The 18687-nt window shown below is 71.3% G+C and carries 11 protein-coding genes; 7 read left to right on the forward strand and 4 right to left on the reverse strand.

The window, feature by feature from the left end; all coding sequences use genetic code 11:
- The first annotated feature begins 5 nt into the window (after positions 1-5).
- From B0F77_RS15380 to B0F77_RS15410, 7 genes are read left to right on the forward strand one after another with little or no spacing between them, the layout of a single operon-like run.
- Positions 6-1463: an amidase gene (locus B0F77_RS15380; RefSeq protein ID WP_086663698.1), complete on the forward strand. Its 1458-nt coding sequence runs from the start codon at positions 6-8 to the stop codon at positions 1461-1463.
- On the forward strand, positions 1444-3195 hold the full coding sequence (locus tag B0F77_RS15385) for a non-ribosomal peptide synthetase (RefSeq protein WP_158102701.1): 1752 nt from the start codon (positions 1444-1446) through the stop codon (positions 3193-3195). The genes B0F77_RS15380 and B0F77_RS15385 overlap by 20 nt, the downstream gene beginning before the upstream one ends.
- Entirely contained in the window at positions 3182-4303 is a 1122-nt protein-coding gene (locus B0F77_RS15390; protein ID WP_158102702.1) for an SDR family oxidoreductase, read from the forward strand. Before B0F77_RS15385 ends, B0F77_RS15390 begins: the two co-directional genes overlap by 14 nt.
- Complete coding sequence (locus B0F77_RS15395) at positions 4300-5532, forward strand: acyl-CoA dehydrogenase family protein (RefSeq protein ID WP_086663578.1); 1233 nt, start codon at positions 4300-4302, stop codon at positions 5530-5532. Before B0F77_RS15390 ends, B0F77_RS15395 begins: the two co-directional genes overlap by 4 nt.
- The gene (locus B0F77_RS15400; protein WP_086663579.1) at positions 5532-6440 is read left to right on the forward strand and encodes an ABC transporter ATP-binding protein; all 909 of its coding nucleotides are present in this window, start codon (positions 5532-5534) and stop codon (positions 6438-6440) included. The genes B0F77_RS15395 and B0F77_RS15400 overlap by 1 nt, the downstream gene beginning before the upstream one ends.
- Positions 6437-7192: an ABC transporter permease gene (locus tag B0F77_RS15405; protein WP_086663580.1), complete on the forward strand. Its 756-nt coding sequence runs from the start codon at positions 6437-6439 to the stop codon at positions 7190-7192. The genes B0F77_RS15400 and B0F77_RS15405 overlap by 4 nt, the downstream gene beginning before the upstream one ends.
- A complete protein-coding gene (locus B0F77_RS15410; protein ID WP_086663581.1) occupies positions 7189-7914 on the forward strand; it encodes an ABC transporter permease in 726 nt (241 codons plus the stop codon). The genes B0F77_RS15405 and B0F77_RS15410 overlap by 4 nt, the downstream gene beginning before the upstream one ends.
- A 668-nt stretch (positions 7915-8582) precedes the next feature.
- On the opposite strand, the gene B0F77_RS15415 is transcribed toward B0F77_RS15410, so the two are convergent.
- From B0F77_RS15415 to B0F77_RS15430, 4 genes are all read right to left on the reverse strand, one after another.
- Positions 8583-11852 carry a DUF2961 domain-containing protein gene (locus B0F77_RS15415; protein WP_086663582.1) on the reverse strand — a complete coding sequence of 1090 codons (3270 nt, stop codon included), beginning with the start codon at positions 11850-11852 and terminating at the stop codon, positions 8583-8585.
- A 61-nt stretch (positions 11853-11913) separates the two neighbouring features.
- The gene (locus B0F77_RS15420) at positions 11914-13446 is read right to left on the reverse strand and encodes an FG-GAP-like repeat-containing protein (RefSeq protein ID WP_086663583.1); all 1533 of its coding nucleotides are present in this window, start codon (positions 13444-13446) and stop codon (positions 11914-11916) included.
- Positions 13446-15047: a glucosaminidase domain-containing protein gene (locus B0F77_RS49750; RefSeq protein WP_245848197.1), complete on the reverse strand. Its 1602-nt coding sequence runs from the start codon at positions 15045-15047 to the stop codon at positions 13446-13448. Before B0F77_RS49750 ends, B0F77_RS15420 begins: the two co-directional genes overlap by 1 nt.
- Before the next feature lie 70 nt (positions 15048-15117).
- Positions 15118-18111 (reverse strand): AfsR/SARP family transcriptional regulator, encoded by a 2994-nt coding sequence (locus B0F77_RS15430; RefSeq protein WP_086663584.1) that lies wholly within the window; start codon positions 18109-18111, stop codon positions 15118-15120.
- Positions 18112-18687 lie beyond the last annotated feature (576 nt).

An 18687-nucleotide genomic window follows, 5' to 3' on the forward strand; every position in this document is an offset into this window, starting at 1 on the left:
GCGGCATGGACTTCGCGGACTACCGGCGGTTCGACGGACTCGGGCTGGCCGAGCTGGTGCGCACCGGCGAGGTGACGGCGGGGGAGTTGCTGGAGACCGCGATCGGGCGTGCGGAGGCGGTCAACGGACAGATCAACGCGATCGTGCTGTGGATGACCGAGATCGCGCGGGAACGTGCGCGGCTGCCGTTGACCGGCCTGTTCGCCGGGGTGCCGTTCCTGGTCAAGGACCTCAACCAGGACTACGCGGGTACGCCGACCTCACGCGGCAGCGCGGCGTGGCGCGACGTCGCCGCGACCGAGCACGCCGACGTCGTGAGCCGCTGGCTGGATGCGGGTCTCGTCGTGTTCGGCAAGACGAACACGCCGGAGTTCGGCGCGAAGGCGACGACTGAGCCGCTGGCGTTCGGCCCCACGCGCAATCCGTGGGACCTGACCAGGATCGCCGGCGGTTCGTCCGGCGGGGCCGCCGCGGCGGTGGCGGCGGGCGTCGTGCCGGTCGCGGGCGCGAGCGACGGCGGCGGCTCGATCCGCATTCCGGCCGCGTGCTGCGGCCTGCTCGGCCTGAAACCCAGCCGTGGCCTGGTGCCGGCGGGCCCGATGCATGCCGAGCTCATGCACGGCGCGAGCACGCACGGCGTGATCTCGCGCAGCGTCCGTGACACCGCGGCGATGCTCGACTGCCTTGTCAGACCGGTGGACAGTTACCTCGAAGCGCTCGTGAAACCGTTGCCACGCCTGCGGATCGGTTACACCGAGCGGTCGTTCCGCGGTGTGCCGTCGACGCTCACGGCGGTGCGCCGCACCGCCGATCTCCTCGCGGAGGCCGGCCACGACGTCACCGAGGCGGACCCCGGCATCGACGGCGACGCGCTCGCCGCGGACTTCCTCACCGTCTGGTACGCGCGAATCGCCGCGACCGTCGCGGAGACCCGGCAGGTGACCGGCTCACTGCACGGGCTGGAGCTCGACAGCGTGCTCGCCGCCGGCATCGGCAGGTCCATCCCCGCGCCCGTCTACGTCGCGGCGCAAGCACGTTGGCACGACCACACGCGGGCGCTCGCGAAGTTCCACCAGCGGTACGACGTGCTGCTCACCCCCACCGTGGCCGGTCCGGCGCCGCCGATCGGCGCTCTGGAGACCCCGAGGTGGATGCGCGACGCAGGTCGTCTCGTCCGCGCGGTCGGCCTGAACCGGGCGGTGGTCCGCGCGGGCCTGGTCGACCGGATCGCGCGCACGACGCTGGGCTGGGCGCCGTTCACCCAGCTGGCCAACGTGACCGGATGCCCTGCCGTGTCCGTGCCCGCCGATCCGGAGGGCGGCCTGCCGCTGGGCGTCCACTTCGTTGCTCCGAACGGTGGCGATGCCCTCCTGCTCCGGCTCGCGGCTGAACTCGAAGAGATCGCGCCGTGGGCGCACCGCCACCCGTCAGAGAGGAACTTCGATGAAGCCGTGCCTGCATGACCTCGTGGCCGAGCAGGCCGCCCGAACACCGGAGGCCGTGGCGGTCGTCTGCGGCGAGACCAGGCTCAGCTACCGCGATCTGGTGGAGAAAGCCAACCGGCTCGCGCACCGGCTGCGGGCGGAAGGTGCCGGCCAGGAGACCGTGGTCGCGGTATCCGTGCCCCGGTCGCCCGAGCTGCTGATCGCGGTGCTCGGCGTGCTCACGGCCGGCGCCGCCTACCTGCCGCTCAACCCCGACGAGCCCGCCGCACGCCGCGAGCTCATCCTCGCCGACGCCGAGGTCTTGCTGGTGGTCACCGAGGAGTGGCCGGCCGGCCTGGACGGTCCGGCCACCCGGCCCGATGTCGCCGTCAGCCAGGAGAACCTCGCCTACGTCATCTACACCTCGGGCTCGACCGGCACTCCCAAGGGCGTGCAGGTCCAGCACGACACGGCGGTCAACTACGTCGAGTGGTGCGCGTCGACCTACGACGTGACCGCGGGATCCGGGGCGCCGTTGCACTCGCCCGTCGCCTACGACCTCAGCGTCACCAGCCTGTTCACCCCGCTCGTGGCCGGCCGTGCGGTCACCGTGCTGCCCGAAGGGGCGACACCGCTCACTCCGCTCGCGGAAGCTCTGCCCGGCAACAACTTCAGCTTCGTCAAGCTGACGCCGTCACACCTGACGGCGCTCGCCGAGATGCTGCCTCGAGGCAGTGCGGCTGCCCGCCGTCTCGTGGTCGGTGGTGAGGCATTGACCGGTGAGGTGCTGAGGTCCTGGGCTCCCGACACGGTGGTGGTCAACGAGTACGGGCCGACGGAGGCCACGGTCGCCTGCTGTGCCAAGGAGTTCCGCGCCGGCGACGTGGCCGATGGCCCGGTGCCGATCGGTGACGGCATCGCAGGAGCGCGGCTGCATGTGCTGGACGAGAATCTCGAAGAGTCCGAGACCGGCGAGCTGTACGTCGGCGGCACGCCCGTGTCCCGCGGCTATCTGGGCAGGCCGGGCGCGACCGCGGCCGCGTTCGTGCCCGACCCGTTCGGCGAGGTGCCCGGCGCACGCCTGTACCGCACCGGCGACCTGGTGTCGCGCACCGCCGACGGGTTGGTGTACCTCGGCCGCGCCGACGACGAGGTGAAGATCCGCGGCTATCGCGTCCACCCCGCCGAGATCGAGTCCGCGCTGTGCTCGCACGACCGGGTCACCTCGGCGGCTGTGCTCACCGAGCCGCACCTGATCGCGTACGTGACGGGTGAGCCGGACGCGTTGCTGCGTGACCACCTGGCCGAACGTCTGCCGCCCCACATGGTTCCCGCGGAGATCCAGTGGCTGCCGTCGTTGCCGCTCACACCGGGAGGGAAGGTCGACCGCGCCCGGCTGCCGCAGCCGTCCGGCGAGGCCGCGGAAAAGCCCCGCACCCCGACGGAAGCGGCCGTGGCGCGGGTGTTCGAGGAACTGCTCGGCACGCCGCCTGTCCGGCTGGACAGGAACTTCCTCGCGCTGGGCGGTGACTCCGTGCGCGCGGCGCAGCTGATGGCCAGGCTGAGCCGGACCTACCACGTGGACATCCCGATGGACCTGTGGCACATGGCCCCGACCGTGACGGGGCTCGCGCTGCTGATCGACACCTACGTGCGCGACGGCAGGGATGCCGCGATCGCTCTGCACGAACAGTCCGACCTGGACGAAGTCCTGCTCGACGACGAGATCCTTGCCGCGCTCGAGACCGGAGGCACACATGCCACACGATGACCGCACGTACTTCCTGACCGGGGCCACCGGGTTTCTCGGGGCCTTCATCCTCGCCGAACTGCTCGACCGCACCGGCGCCACCGTGCACTGCCTGGTGCGCGCGGCCGACGACGCGGACGGTGCCGACCGGATCCGCGGGGCGATGACCGAGTTCCGCACCTGGCGCGACGAATACGCGACCAAGATCGTGCCGGTACCCGGCGACCTCACCAAGCCATTGCTCGGCATTCCGGAGGACCGGTTCTCACAGCTGGCGCGCGAGGTCGACGTGATCTACCACGCCGGCGCGCAGGTCAACTTCGTCTATCCGTACGCGGCGCTCAAGGCGGCCAACGTCGGTGGCACGCAGGAGGTGATCCGGCTCGCGGTGCGCGACCACGTCAAGCCGGTGCACCACGTGTCGGCGGTGGACGCGATGGTGAAGCTCGGGCTGGTCAGCGTGAAGGAGGACGACCCGTTGCCCGCGAGTCCGATCCCGCACGGCTACGTGCAGAGCAAGTGGGCCGCCGAGCGCGCCGTCGCCGCCGCACAGGCCAAGGGACTGCCGGTGTCGATCTACCGGCCGTGGCTGGTCGGCGCGCACACCACCACCGGTGTTTGCCACACGACCGACTACGTGCTGCGCCTGTTGCACGGCTGCCTGGAGGCCGGGGTCGTGCCGAACCACGAGGAGGACCTCAACATCAGCCCGGTCGACTTCTTCAGCCGCGCGCTGGTGCACATCTCGTTGGACGACAACAACCTCGGCAAGCCCTACCACCTGGCCAACCCGATCGGCGAACCGCTCGTCGACCTGTACGCGCGGATCCGGTCGTTCGGCTACGGGATCGAGGAGCTGCCCTACGAGGCGTGGCGCGACAGGCTGCACCGGACGTTGCAGCCGGAGAGCCCGGCGTACTCGGTGCTGCCGCTGATCCCCGAGCGCCCTGCCCCGGAAGGCGCGCGCCACCCGTCGATCGACTGCACCAGGACGTTCGCCGCGCTGGAGGGCACGGACATCACGTGCGCCAGGCTCGACGAGCAGCTGGCGCATCGGCAGCTGAGCTATCTGGTGGACATCGGGTTCCTGCCGGCGCCGGACCGAGCGCTGACGGCGGTCCGGTCATGACTCTCGCGTTGGGTGCCCGCACCGAGGCAGGAGAGAAGTTCGTGGCGCTGTGCGAAGCGCACGCCGACGATTTCCGGTCGCGTGCCGCCGACCACGACCGCGACGGAACGTTCCCTCACGAGAACTTCGCGGCCATGCGGGACAGCGGGGTGCTCGCGGCGCCGGTGCCGGCCGAGCTCGGCGGGCTGGGCGTGACCGCCGTGGAGGACCTGGTCGTCGGCATGAGCCGGATCGCCAGGGGCGACGCGTCCACCGCGATCGCACTGGCGATGCACATGGGCCCGTGCTGGTCGATCAGCCGGAACCGGCGGCGGCCGGGCGCGGATCGCGAGGTGCTGGACGGCTACCTGCGCCTGGTCGCCACGGGTGAGCTGGTGCTGTGCGGCGCGGGTACGGAAGCCGGCACGCACACCAGGTTCCCGCTCACCGAGGCGTCCCGTGTGGACGGTGGATGGTCGCTGACCGGCGACAAGATCTTCGCGACGCTGTCGCCGGTGGCCACCGCGTTCAACATCTTCTGCCGCACCAAGCAGTCCGACGGCTCGTGGGTCGCCGCACGAGCCTGGGTCACGCGGGGCAGCGGCGGCTTCGAGGTCGTCGAGAACTGGGACGCCATGGGCATGCGCGCTTCCGGCAGCCACGCGCTGCGGTTGCGGGACTGCTTCGTGCCCGACGAGCTGATGAGCGTGCGCGGCGCGTGGGGGGAGTGGAGCGCCGAGGAGCTGGTGCACTCGTCCGCGGGAAATTTGGCGCTGCTGTCGGCATATCTCGGCATCGCGGAAGAGGCCCGTGATATCATTCGCGGGACGCTTCTCAAGCGGCGCAAGGCGCCCAGTGACCGGCTGCTCGCCGACCGGCACGCCATCCAGACGTTGTTCGCCCGGATCGAGACGCAGCTGCTGACCTGCCGCGCTGTGCTGCAGCGGGTCAGCAGGCTGTGGGACGAGCATCTGGAGTCGCATGTGGACAACGATGGATCGCTCTCCGACGCGCATCAGCTGATGGCGGAGTACCAGTGTGCCAAGGCTGTCGTCGAACAGAACGCGATCTGCGCCGTGGACCTCGCGATGACGGCGTCGGGAGGCGCCGGCTACCTGTCCTCCAACCCATTGGCGCGTCTCTACCGCGACGTGCGCGCGGGACCGTTCATGCAGCCGTTCTCCCCGGTCGAGCTGTACGAGTACGTTGGAAAGGTGCGGCTCGACCGCGATCCGGTGGTGGACCTGTGATGATCGAGGCGGCCGGACTGTGCAAGCGGTTCGGCCGCCGCACGGCCGTCGACGGGATCGACTTCACGGTGCGCCGCGCCGAGGCGTTCGGGTTCCTCGGCCCCAACGGCGCGGGCAAGACCAGCACGATGCGCATGCTGTCGTGCGTCTCCCCGCGCTCCGGCGGCACGTTGCGCCTGCTCGGTTCCGACCCGGACTCGGCAGGCCCCGCGATCAGGGCCCGGCTGGGTGTCGTGCCGCAGGCCGATGCTCTGGACCGCGAGCTGACCGTGCTGGAGAACCTGGTCATCTACGGCCGCTACTTCGACATCCCGTGGTCGGCTGCGAAGCGAAAGGCGTTGGAGCTGCTGGACTTCGTGCGCCTGGCGGACCGCGCGCACGAGGAGGTCGACGGTCTGTCCGGCGGTATGAAGCGCCGCCTGGTGATCGCCCGTGCGTTGATCAACGACCCTGACCTGATCATCCTGGACGAGCCGACCACCGGCCTGGACCCGCAGGCGAGGCACCTGATCTGGGATCGTCTGTACGAGCTCAAGCAGCGAGGCGTCACCCTCGTCCTGACCACGCACTACATGGACGAGGCCGAGCAACTCTGCGACCGTCTGGTGGTCATGGACCACGGTCGCATCATCGCCGAGGGCTCGCCGCGCGCGCTGATCCGCGAGTACTGCAGCCCAGAAGTCGTCGAGCTGCGCTTCCCGGTCGGCAGGCGCCCCGACATCGCCGACCGCTTCGCCGCGGTCACCGACCGCGTCGAGCAGCTGCTGGACCGCTTTCTGCTCTACACCGGCGACAGCGACGCGGTGCTGGCCCGGTTGAACGGCTTCCAGCCGGAGAACACCGTCGTGCGGCGCGGCAACCTGGAGGACGTCTTCCTGAGGCTGACCGGCCACGAGCTGGTGAGGTGACCGTGGCGATCCGCGTGGTGCAGCACAACGTGCTTACCTTCCGCCACATCTGGCGCTCGTACCTGGGCTCACTTCTGGGGCCGCTCGTGTTCCTGGTCGCGGTGGGCGCGGGCGTGGGCACCCTCGTCGACGCCGGCGAACTCGGTATGCCGTACCTGACCTACCTGGCACCTGGCCTGATCGTCGGCGCGGCCGTGCAGACCGGCTCTCTGGCGGGGTTCGGCCCGATCATGGGCCGCATCCGCTGGGACCCGATCTACGAGTCGATGCTGCACGCACCGTTGCGCATCCGGGACGTGCTGGCAGGCGAGATGCTCTGGATCGTCCTGCGCCTGACGGTGGGGTCGCTGCTGTTCTTCACGGCCATGCTCGTCCTCGACGTGGTCGCTTCACCGTGGACAGTCCTTTGTGTACCCGTCGCCGTGCTGTGCGGCTTGTCGTTCGCGGCGCTCTTCACCGCGATAGCCGGGCACGCTCCCAACGGCTACACCTACGACGTGCTGTCCCGCGTGGTGGTCATCCCGCTGTTCCTGTTCGGCGGCGTGTTCTTTCCGGTGGACCGCCTCCCTTGGCCACTCCGCGTGGTGGTGGAGCTGACTCCCGTTCCCCACGCGACCTCACTGGCCCGCGCGACGTTGACCGGACCGCCGGCCGCTGGCCTCGTTCTGGTGTTCCTGGCTGTTGCCGCCACGTACACGGCCGGCGCCCTCCTGGTGGCGCACAGGGCGTTCCGGAAACGGCTGACCTCATGAGCCGCTGGACCCACCTGGTGGAACGCAACGCCCTGGTCTACCGCAGGCTGTGGCTGGTGATGGTGGCAGGCCTGCTGGAACCGTGCGTGTACCTGCTGGGCCTCGGCTACGGCATCGGCACCCTGATCGGTCCGTCCTACGCGGCGTTCGTCGCACCGGCCCTGATCGCAACAGCGGCCATGAACGGCGCGATCTACGACACGACGTTCTCCGTGTTGCACAAGCTCAGGTACGAGCGGATCTACGACACCCTGCTCACCACTCCGCTCACCACCAGGAGCATCGCGGCGGGCGAAGTCGCCTGGGCACTGCTGCGCGGCGCGGTCTACATCTCGGCGATGATCGCCTTCACCGCGCTGCTGGACCTTCTGCCGCTGAGCGCGGCCGTGCTGCCGGCCGCGTTGCTGGTCACGTTCTGCTTCGCCGCCCTGGGATGCGCGATCACCACCTATCTGCGCAGCTGGCAGGACGTGGAGAACGTCAACCTGGCGCAGCTGGTCATCTTCCTGTGCTCCGGCACGCTGTTTCCCGTTGATGTGTACCCGGCTGCGCTGAGGTGGCTCGTGGAGTTGAGTCCGCTCACCCGAGGGATCGATCTGCTCCGCGGACTCGCGGGTCCCTTCCAGCCCGTGCTGCTCCTGGACGTGGCCTATCTGCTGGGCCTGGGCCTCGCAGGCCTGGCGATCACGACCCGCCGCCTGGCGCGCGTGGTACTTCGGTAGGTCGCGCCGAGCACGAGCGCCACTGGGCAGCCGGTACCGGGCGACCTGGCCTCGTGTAGGTGCCGAGAAATGCGTCCGTGCAGGTCAGCAGGCGTCGGCGGGTAGTGCTCATCGTCCGGCATGATCGCGGCTGTGCTGGTCCGCTTCACCTGTCTCGCCATCTCCCAGGTCTTCGCCGCGCTGTGGCTCTTGCGCATGACCGATCGAGAGAAGGACGTCGAGATCCTTCGCTACGCCACCGATTCGCGGTCCGGCACCGGCGACTCGGCGATCAGCGCCCACGATTGCGACCTGAGGACAGGGCCTTGCTGGCCGCACTGCTCGTGCCCCTGGCCCGCGCGACGTTTGACACACCCGCTTGAGATCCGCAGGCCAGGCACGTTGAGCACGTCCTGGCGGATCACCCTCGCCGTGGCCAGGGGCCAACATCGCGCTCGGTGTCGTGATGGCGGTGCTGGGGGCCGACCTGGTCGACGTGCCGCTGTTCGCGGCGAACGCCGTGCTGTAACTCGCGCTGCTGGCGTTGCCACTGCTGGGCAGGAACTCAGTCCGCCTGTCCAATGTGGAACTGCGCGGGCAGGTCAAGGGTACTTCGCCGTTCGCACGGCCACGTCGGGACAGGGGGTGACGCGGAACCCCGCGTCACCCCCTGTCACCTCACCGCCCGGTCACCACGCGCTCGGCCGCGGCACCTCGTCGCCCAGCGCGAACGAGTCGTGCCACTTGACGCCGTCACCGCTGAACCGCGAGCCGGTGGACACCGCGACGAAGACGTCCGCCGCCGTGCCCCTGGTGAACGTCACCACGTCGTCGCGCCCGTCACCGGTGAAGTCGCCGACACCCGGCACCTCGTCGCCCACGGCGAAGTGGTCGTGCCAGCGCACCGCCGGGCCGAACGACGAGCCGGTGGACAGCGCCGCCGTGGCCTTCCCGTCGGCGAACGACACGACGTCGTCGCGCCCGTCGCCGTCCACGTCGCCCAGGAGCGCCCGCGCCGTGCCGGCGGCGAGGTCGTCGTGCCACTTCCAGCCGTCCTGCACGAAGCGGGTGCCGTCGGACAGCGACACGTACACGTCAGCGGAGGTGCCGCCGGTGAACGTGACGATGTCGTCGCGCCCGTCGCCGTCCACGTCACCGACCGCGGGCCGTTCGGCGCCGACGGCGAAGTGGTCGTGCCACTTCCACCCGTCCTGCACGAAGCGGCGGCCGTTGGACAGCGCCACGTACACGTCGGCCGAGTCGCCTCGCGTGAAGGTGGCGATGTCGTCCTTGCCGTCCCCGTTGAAGTCGCCCACCAGCGGGATCTCCGCGTCGGCCGCGAAGTGGTCGTGCCACTTCCAGCCGTCCTGCACGAACTTCGTGCCGTCCGACAGCGACACGTACACGTCCGCCGCGTCACCGCGCGTGAACGTCGCCACGTCGGCGCGGCCGTCACCGTCGAAGTCCCCGGTCAGCGGAATCTCGTCCCCGACGGCGAAGTGGTCGTGCCACTTCACGCCGTTGCCGCTGAACGCCGAGCCGGTCGAGCGGGCCACGAAGGCGTCGGAGCTCGTGCCCCTGGTGAACGTGACGATGTCGTCCTTGCCGTCGCCGTCGAAGTCGCTCGTCGTCGGATGGGCGGTGCGGGCCGACACCGGCTCGCTGGGTGTACCGGCGTTGCCGGCTGCGTCCACCGCCACGACCCGGTAGTACCAGGTCTGGCCGGTGCGCAGCGCCTGGTGGGTGAACGTCGGCAGCGTCGCGACCCCGAGCAGGTTCTGCGCCGAGACCGGCACCGACGCGGTCTGCGACCCGTACACCCGGTACTCGCGCGTGCCGACGTCGTCCGCGGCCGGTTCCCAGGTCAGCCGCAACGAGTGCACCTTCGTGCCGGTGAACCCGATGCGGGCGGCGGCCGCGGGGCCGCGGGTGTCGGCGGCGGGCGCCACGAGGCTGTCCGCGGTGTAGCGGGCGGAGGTCCACGCCGGCGCGCCCGCGACCGGTCGCAGCGTCACGGTGACCGCCGACTTGCCGGCGGTCACCGCGGCGGGCAGCGCGTACGTGTCGTGCAGCCAGCGAGACGCGCCGTTGCCCAGTGGCTGGGTCCACGTGCCCGCCGGCGTGCCGTCCACCAGCACCTGCGCCCGCTGCCCGGCGGCGGCCTGGTCGCCGAGCCGGCGCAGCAGGACCCCGGTGTTGTCCGGGGAGACCGCCACGCGGAACGACGTCTCGCCCGTGCCGGAGCGGACGTCGTCGCGCACCACGACGTCATCCGAGTCGCCTTCGTAGCCGGAGTCGAGCACGGTCTGGGTGGTGCCCGTCGCCTCGGTCCAGCCGTGCGCGGCCCGGCTCGCCGGGTCGCCGGTGTCGATCGCGTCGGTCTGCCTGCTCGCCGGTTCCGGCCGCGTGTAGAGGAACGCGGTGGAGGAGTAGTCGGCGTCGTGGTCGTCCTGCGCGCCGTGCTCGATGCCGAACTCCAGCGCGTTCGCGTACCCGACCGAGTCGGCCAGCATCAGCCGGTACACCGCGTCGCACTCGACCGTGCAGCCACCGGCGGCACGCAGGTGCCGGGGGTTGCCGTTGAACGGGTTGCTGAACTCGCCACGGTCGAAGTACCAGCCGCTCTCGTAAAAATCCTCCGTGCCGGTGCCGTGCAGCTGCGGGCTGGGGGAGGAGTCCACGTGCACCCGCTCGTCACCTTCCAGGTAGCCGCGGGTGTTGCCGCCGGGCACGGTGCCGCGCATGGTGTGCGAGACGCCGACGAACCGGCCGCGGCCCGCCGCCGAGACGAACGTCCAGTCACGGCCCGGCGTGGTGGCGCCCGCCCGCGACTGGGTGGTGAAGTGCCCGGCGCTGCCGCCGGGTCCGAGCGCCGTCGTCCACCGGCTGTCCGGCGCGGCGACGACCTCAGAGCCGATCCCGGCGATCGCGGCGGAGCCGGTGTTGACCAGCTCGACGGTCGCCGCCGTGCGGTACGGCATCGGCCACCAGCTCGAATACCAGCCGCCGGGAGCCGTGTCCATGGCGAACATCAGCGCTCGCACCGACGTCTCGCCCAGCCCGCCACCGAAGAACTCGCCGACCGGACTGTCCACTGTGGTGCGGCCGTCGAACGTGATCCGCAGCCGCAACGCGCGCAGCGCCGCCGCCCCGGCGTTGTCGGGCACCCGCAGGCGCAGGGCCGAGATGCTGCCAGGACCGGTCACCGCCGCCAGGGTCGTGCGCGCCCCGGCCGCCAGCGTGGACGTGCGGGCGGTGGTGGTCGCGCCCGGCGCGGCGGGCTTGGGATCGGCCGTGCCCGCGGCGCGCAGCATCGCCAGCACGTCGTCCGCGCGGTCGGCCGGGTCGAACGCCGTGACCCCGTCCGCGGTGGGGAAGTGCCGGTACGTCACGTGGTAGAAGTTCGGGTTGTTCTGCACGGTGACCCGCATGGACGTCCGGTACGGCATCGGCACCTTGACGTACGCGCCGCCCGAGCTCTGCTCCGAGGTGGCCACCAGGGGGAAGCTGAACGGCGCGCCCTGCCGGCCCTCGACGAGCTCCTGCAGCGACCGGTCCACCACGGCACGGCCGTCGAGCTCGATCCGGATGCGGCCCGTGCCGGTCATGTCACCGGTCGGCCGGCCGGAGCTCGCCTGGGTGAACCACAGCGACGCCAGTTCACCCGCGCCGCTGTCCTCGGCGATGACGCAGCCGCTCGCGTCGGTGCGCAGGCACGAGTTGGCGCCGCTGAAGCCGTCGTTGTTGCTGCCGTCGCGGCCGAAGCTGGAGAACTGCCGGGTCCGCACGCCCGGCGGGGTGAGGGAGGGCAGGTCGTCGAGCTGGCGATAGGTGGCCCAGCCGACCGGTCCCACTTCGGAGGTCGCGGCGTGCGCGGCCGGCGGTGCGACCGACGCGACGGCCGCGGCGGCCAGCGTGACCACCGCCGCCGTCGCGGCCCTGATCGTGAACGTGTTCATCACGGCCTTTCACGGTGTGCGAGGCGCCGCGGCGGTGTGCGCCGCGGCGCCTCTGGTGGGGTCAGGCGCCGGGTGGGCTGACGTAACCGGAGATCAGCACGTTGCGGCCGCCGGCCCTGGCGGTCACCGGGTTGATCGTGGTGGCCTGCACCTTGGACGTCGTGGGGCTGTTGCCCCAGTTGCCGTTGATGGTGGTGATCGTGCCGTTGGAGTTCACCGAGGCGATCACCGAGACGTGGCCGCCGGTGCCGGAGCCCGGCTCGCCGTAGATCACCCAGTCGCCGACCGCCGGGCTGCCGATCTGGCCGGCCGGGCGGCGCTTGAACAGCCCGCGGTTCACGCCCCACGAGCCGAGCGCCGTGGCCACGTACGTGCCGCGCGGCGTGCCCGCGATACCCGCCCGCTCCCACGTCCAGGTCGCGAACATCGCGCACCAGTCCAGCGTGCACGGGCCGTACTTCTTGCAGCCGGGGTAGGTGACGCCGACCTCGCCGCGGGCGATGTCCCCGATGGCCTGCCGCAGCGACGGCGCGCCGCCCAGCAGGAACGTCGAGATGTCGGCCTTGTGGTCGCCGTTGAAGTCGCCGACGCGGGGCACCTCGGTGCCGACACCGAAGCGGTCGTGCCACTTGACGCTGGTGCCGACGAACGAGGAGCCCGTCGAGGTGGCCACGTACACGTCGGCGGCGTCACCACGGGTGAACGTGGCGATGTCGGCCTTCCCGTCGCCGTTGAAGTCCCCGACCTCGGGGATCTCGTTGCCGATGGAGAAGAAGTCGTGCCACTTCCAGCCGTCCTGCACGAACTTCGTGCCGTCCGAAAGGGACACGTAGACGTCACCGGCGTCACCGCGGGTGAACGTGACGAGGTCGTCCTTGCCGTCCCCGTTGAAGTCGCCCGTGCCGAGGACCTCGCCGCCGATGCCGAAGTGGTCGTGCCACTTGACGCTCGTGCCCTCGAACGCCGACCCCGTGGACAGCGCCACGTAGGCGTCGCCGGTGTCGCCGCGGGTGAAGGTGACGATGTCGTCCTTGCCGTCGCCGTTGAAGTCGCCGACGAGCGGGACCTCGTTGCCGATGGAGAAGAAGTCGTGCCACTTCCAGCCGTCCTGCACGAACTTCGTGCCGTCCGAAAGGGACACGTACACGTCGCCGGTGTCGCCGCGGGTGAACGTGGCGACGTCGTCCTTGCCGTCGCCGTTGAAGTCGCCCACCAACGGTGTCTCCGAGCCGGCCGCGAAGTGGTCGTGCCACTTGACGCCGCTGCCGTTGAAGGCCGACCCCGTGGACAGCGCCACGTACGCGTCCGCCGCGTCGCCGCGGGTGAAGGTGACGACGTCGTCCTTGCCGTCGCCGTTGAAGTCACCGGTCAGCGGGATCTCGTTGCCGATGCCGAAGAAGTCGTGCCACTTCCAGCCGTCCTGGACGAACCTGCCGCCGTCGGACAACGACACGTAGACGTCCCCGGTGGGGTCGTCGGCGTGCGCGGCGGGCGCGGTGATGCCCGCCAGCCCGGCCGCCACGGTGATCCCGGCGAGAAGCGCGCCGCCCAGTCGTCTCCTGCCCACTCCGGACATGCCTTTCCCCCAGTTCATCAGAGCACCGCCGGAGCCGGGATCTCGGCCCCGATCGAGAAGAAGTCGTGCCACTTGACGCCGTCGCCGCTGAAGCCCGAGCCCGTGGAGAGCGACACGTAGACGTCTCCGGTCGTGCCGCGGGTGAACGTGACGATGTCTGCCTTCCCGTCACCGTTGAAGTCCCCGACACCGGGCGTCTCCCCGCCGACCGCGAAGTGGTCGTGCCACTTGACGCTCGTGCCGGAGAACGCCGATCCCGTGGACAGCGCGACGTAGACGTCGGCGGCGTCGCCGCGGGTGAACGTCGCGATGTCGTCCTTGCCGTCCCCGTTGAAGTCGCCGACCGCGGGGAGCTCGCCGCCGATGCTGAAGAAGTCGTGCCACTTGACGCCGTCGCCGCTGAAGGACGATCCCGTGGACAGCGCCACGTACACGTCGCCGGTGTCGCCGCGGGTGAACGTCGCGATGTCGTCCTTGCCGTCGCCGTTGAAGTCGCCCACGGCGGGCACCTCCGAGCCGACCGCGAAGTGGTCGTGCCACTTCACGCTGGTGCCGGTGAAGCCCGACCCGGTGGAGAGCGCGACGTAGACGTCGGCGGCGTCGCCGCGGGTGAAGGTGGCGATGTCGTCCTTGCCGTCGCCGTTGAAGTCGCCCACCAGCGGCAGTTCGCCGTAGAGGCTGAAGAAGTCGTGCCAGCGCACGCCGTCACCGCTGAAGCCCGACCCGGTGGAGAGCGCAACGTAGACGTCGCCGGTGTCGCCGCGGGTGAAGGTGGCGAGGTCGTCCTTGCCATCACCGTTGAAGTCACCGGTCAGCGGGATCTCGTTGCCCACCGCGAAGTGGTCGTGCCACTTCACGCTGGTGCCCGCGAACGCCGAACCCGTCGAGGACGCCACGTAGACGTCCGCCGCGTCGCCGCGGGTGAACGTCGCGATGTCCGCCTTGCCGTCACCGGTGAAGTCGGTGGAGCCGCCGCCGATGATCGCCGGCCCGGACGCCACGACCGTGTCGAACCGGTACAGGTCGTGGTTGCGCATCAAGGAAATGACCTTGCTCGCGTAGTTCGGGTCGGTGGCGTACTTCTTGGCCACCTCGGTGATGAACCGGTTCGGGTCGTGCCGGTACGGCAGTGCGCCCGCGTAGTTCGAGCTGGTGGTCAGCAGCCGCCCGTAGTCGCGGAACGAGTCGCGCATCGAGGCGTACACCCGGAAGTACGCCGTGACGTTGTGGCACGACGGCGTGCACTCCTGCGTGGTGTAGGCGTGGCAGCCGATCGCGATCGGGCCGGGCGACCCAGGCGCGGTGCACTTGAACCCGAAGTAGTTGCGGTCGTTGACGGACAGCTTGCTGGCGCCCCAGGCCGACTCGAGGATCGACTGGCCGACCGTGACCGAGGCCGGGATGTCGTACTCCGCCATCACGGACTGCGCGGCCGGGCCGGCCGCCGCGATGTAGGCGGCGGTGTCGGCGGCGATGGTGACCTCCGCCGAGGCCCGCACGTGCTCCTGGTTCGGAACGCTGTCCGGCGCGGCGGTGGCGGCGGTGGCGGTGGCTGCCGTCGCGAGCACCGCCACCACGAGGCCGCGCAGCACGCGGCCCGTCGTTGACGCTGATCTCATGGAATCCCCAGTGCTGTTTCAGATGGCCGTGCTGGCCATCCCCCATGAGCGGGAAGCTAGGGAAGACCGCTCAGAGAACGCTGTGGAGTCGCTGCGAGGGTGCTGGCGGCTCGCCGGCCTCCCGGCTGCCGTGCCGGGCGAACAGCCGTGTCGCCTCCGCCGACGCCGCAGCGGCCTCGTCCTGGCGGCCCAGTCCCTCGAGCGCCCTGGCGAGGTCGCGCAGGCTGCGTCCCCGCCACAGCGGCAGGCCCAGCGCGTCCCACCACTGCAGTGACCGCTCCAAGAAGTGGCGCGCCTCGGCAGGCCTGCCCTCCGCCAGCTCCAGCTCGCCCAGGGTGCGCAGCACCAGCGCCTGGCCGAACCCGTCCTCCATCGCGTGACAGGTCACCAGCGCCTCCTGCAACGGCTCGCGCGCCGCCGCGGGCACCCCGCGCCGGATGCGGGCCTTGGCCAGTGACTGGGCCGCGTACGCCGTCATCAGCCGGTCATCCGCCGCTCGCATCGCCTCGAGCGCCCGCAGGCAGTCCCGTTCCGCCTCGGCCACCCGTCCCGCCGCGCGGTGGATGATGCCGCGGGACCGCAGGGTCAGCGCCACGCCGTGCTCGTCGTCGAGCGCCTCGTAGGCGGCACGGGCGCGGTCGCACTCGGTGAGCGCCTCGTCCAGGCCGCCCAGCTCGGTGAGGGTGAGCGCCCGGCTGTGCGCGGCCCTGGCCAGCGCACGGGGCTCGCCGGCGGCACGCAGGGCGGGCAGGGCTGCGTCGAGCGTGGCCAGTGCCTCGGCCAGCCGGCCGTGCTCGCGCTGCGCGGTGCTGAGCAGCAGATTGGTCACCGCCTGCCCGGCCGTGTCGCCCACCTCCGCGTAGGCCTGGGCCGCCTGGGCGTAGTAGTCGGTAGCCTCCTCCACCCGGTCCTGCTCGCTGCGCAGCCAGCCGAGCCCGGCCAGCAGCAGGCCCTGCGCGGCCCGGTCGTCCGCCCGGCGCGCGGCCGCCAGTGCAGCGTCGTGCGTGCGCCACCAGTCGGCGAAGCGGTTCTCCACGGCGAACGACGACGAGCACAGCAGCGCCGCCAGGCGGGTCGCCACGTCGACCAGCTCCAGCTCGCTCAACCGCTCCACCGCGTGCACCATGGTGGCCTGCTCCGCCTCGAACCAGGCCACCGGGTTCGCGCGCACGTCGGCGAGCCAGTCCGGCGGCGCGTCCGGCCCGGTCGACGACGGACCCGGCCGCAGCACCCTCGTCCGCGTGTCCCCGGAGGCGTGTTCCACCAGCGCCGCCCAGCGGCCTCCCGCCCGCCGCGCCGCCGCGAGCAGCAGTTCGCGCGGCTGTTCGTGCTCGGCGCGTTCCCAGGCGAACACCCTGGTGAGGTCGTGCAGCCGGTACCGCGAACGGCCCGTGCCGTCCAGCCCGACCGGGTCGAGCAGCCGCGCGTGGACGAGTCCGTCGACCAGGTCCTCCGCCTCCTCGACGTCCACCTCCAGCAACGCCGCGACCAGACGCGCGGTGAAGTCCGGCGTGCCCAGCCAGCCCAGCAGCCGCAACGCCGCCCGTTGCGGCTCGGTCAGACCCGCGTAGCTCAGCGCCAGACTGCCGCGCACCTCCAGGTCGCCCGACACCAGCTCGTCCAGCAGCCTGCGCTGTCCGCGCAACCGGTCGGCGAGCCGGGCCAGCGGCCAGTCGGGGCGCGCGGCGAGCCGGGCGCCCGCCACCCGCAGCGCCAGTGGCAGGTGGCCGCACAGCCGTGCCACCTCCGCGGCGCGGTCCGGCTCGGTCGCCAGCCGCTCCGCGCCGACGATGCGTTCCAGCAGGGCGAGGGATCCCGTCTCGTCCAGGACGTCGAGGTCGACGTGTGTCGCGCCCTCCAGCACGGTCAGCCGCGCCCGGCTCGTGACGATGCACAGGCAGTCAGGTCCGCCCGGCAGCAACGGGCGGACCTGGCGCTCGTCCGCCGCGTCGTCGAGCACGACCAGCACGCGCCGGGCGGCCACCAGGCTGCGGAACAGCGCGGTGCGCTCCTCGACCAGGTCCGGTACCTCGGCGGTCGGCACTCCGAGCGCCCGCAGGAACCGCCCCAGCACCTCCGCGGGGTCGAGCGGCGCAGACCCCGCGCCGTGCAGGCAGACGTGCAGCACACCGTCGGGGAACCGCTCGCGCAACCGGTGCGCGGCGTGCACCGCCAGCGTGCTCTTGCCCGCGCCTGGCTTGCCGGACACGGCCACCACCGCACCCGCCGTCGCACCGACCACTGCGGCGACCTCGGCTGACCGCCCGGTGAAATCGGCGACGTCGGGCGGCAGCTGTCCCGGCACCGGGTGCGGGACGTGCTCGGGCTCGGTGGCGGTGACCTCGTCCTCCCCGCGCAGCACGCGCTGCTGCGCGGCCCGCAGCTCGGGACCGGGCTCGACACCCATTTCCTCGACCAGGAGCCGCCGGCCCTCCTGGTACGCGGCCAGCGCGTCGGACCGCCGGCCGGCCCGGCCCAGCGCCACCACCAGCTGCCCGCGCAGCCGCTCCCGCAACGGGTGCCGCTCCACCAGCGCGGCCAGTTCCGGCAACGGCACCGCCGCACCGGCGCCCAGCAGCGCGTCGAACAGGTCCTCCCGTGCCGCCAGGCAGGCGTCCGCCAGCCGGGCGCGCTCGGCCTCGACCCACCACCCGTGCGCCCCGCCCAGCGGCTCGCCCCGGAACAGCTCCAGCGCCGCACCGAGCGCCCGCTCCGCCGCCGTGAACCGGCCTCCGGCCAGTTCACGCCGCCCCTCGGCGGTCAGCCGCTCCCACTCCCACAGGTCGACCCGGTCGTCCGGGACGTCCAGCAGGTAACCACCGCCGCGGTGCACGACCGCGCCGCCGAGGACCCGCCGCAGCGCCGACACGTGCGTCTGCACGGTGGCACGCGCGTTGTCGGGCGGACGCTCGGTCCACAGCGCGTCCGTGATCTCCCCGAGCCCCACCACCCGCCGGCCGCCCACCACGAGCAGCGCCAGCAGCGTTCGCAACTTCGGTCCACCCACCGGTACCACCGCGCCGGCCACACGTGCTTCCACCGGCCCCAGAACCCGCAGCTCCACGCAATCCCCCTCGACTGGCAGTCGGCCGAGAGGACCAGTTCGTTACTGGCTCGTGATGTGATCTCCAGGTGTGCGAGCGGGTGTGGGAGTCGGGATCCACGTGGTGACCGGTTCCCGTGCCGAGGGTGCGATGGAGGTGCGGTCCGATGGCGACGCAAGAGCCCTGGGTCGCGCATCACCTCCGGAGCGGTTCGCCGGCGAGCTGTTCCTCCGGTTCGCCCGGCGCGGGTGGCTCGCTTGACCTTTGAGAATTATGAACCCGTGGTGTGCGTGGAGTGTGAGAACTCCACTGCGTTCATCGAGGATGAGGCGTCGCTCGACGGATACGCTACGACCGTACGTGCGCTGAGCGAGTCCAGTTTGGACCTTGAGGAGTCGAAGGCCCTCATCGGTCGCCTCGGGGAGGCGCCGTGGCCACTCGACGAAGCGGTCTGACGTCAGCCTAAGCAGGCTGCCAGAAGTTGTGTCCGTAACCCGATCGAGCACGCCCCCGCCTTGCGTTGATGGCGTCTGCAAGTACCACCAACTCAACATCAACAGGCACTTACCTACAACCAACAGGGCAATCACGCCAGG

Source organism: Lentzea kentuckyensis (assembly GCF_002150765.1).
GTDB classification, from domain to species: domain Bacteria; phylum Actinomycetota; class Actinomycetes; order Mycobacteriales; family Pseudonocardiaceae; genus Lentzea; species Lentzea kentuckyensis.

Bases quoted from the DNA above. Each gene is read 5' to 3' on its own strand.
- B0F77_RS15385 (WP_158102701.1), top strand. From the start codon at position 1,444: ATGAAGCCGTGCCTGCATGACCTCGTGGCCGAGCAGGCCGCCCGAACA.
- B0F77_RS15420 (WP_086663583.1), bottom strand. From the start codon at position 13,446: ATGAACTGGGGGAAAGGCATGTCCGGAGTGGGCAGGAGACGACTGGGC.
- B0F77_RS15380 (WP_086663698.1), top strand. From the start codon at position 6: ATGGACTTCGCGGACTACCGGCGGTTCGACGGACTCGGGCTGGCCGAG.
- B0F77_RS49750 (WP_245848197.1), bottom strand. From the start codon at position 15,047: ATGAGATCAGCGTCAACGACGGGCCGCGTGCTGCGCGGCCTCGTGGTG.
- B0F77_RS15395 (WP_086663578.1), top strand. From the start codon at position 4,300: ATGACTCTCGCGTTGGGTGCCCGCACCGAGGCAGGAGAGAAGTTCGTG.
- B0F77_RS15390 (WP_158102702.1), top strand. From the start codon at position 3,182: ATGCCACACGATGACCGCACGTACTTCCTGACCGGGGCCACCGGGTTT.
- B0F77_RS15400 (WP_086663579.1), top strand. From the start codon at position 5,532: ATGATCGAGGCGGCCGGACTGTGCAAGCGGTTCGGCCGCCGCACGGCC.
- B0F77_RS15410 (WP_086663581.1), top strand. From the start codon at position 7,189: ATGAGCCGCTGGACCCACCTGGTGGAACGCAACGCCCTGGTCTACCGC.
- B0F77_RS15415 (WP_086663582.1), bottom strand. From the start codon at position 11,852: ATGAACACGTTCACGATCAGGGCCGCGACGGCGGCGGTGGTCACGCTG.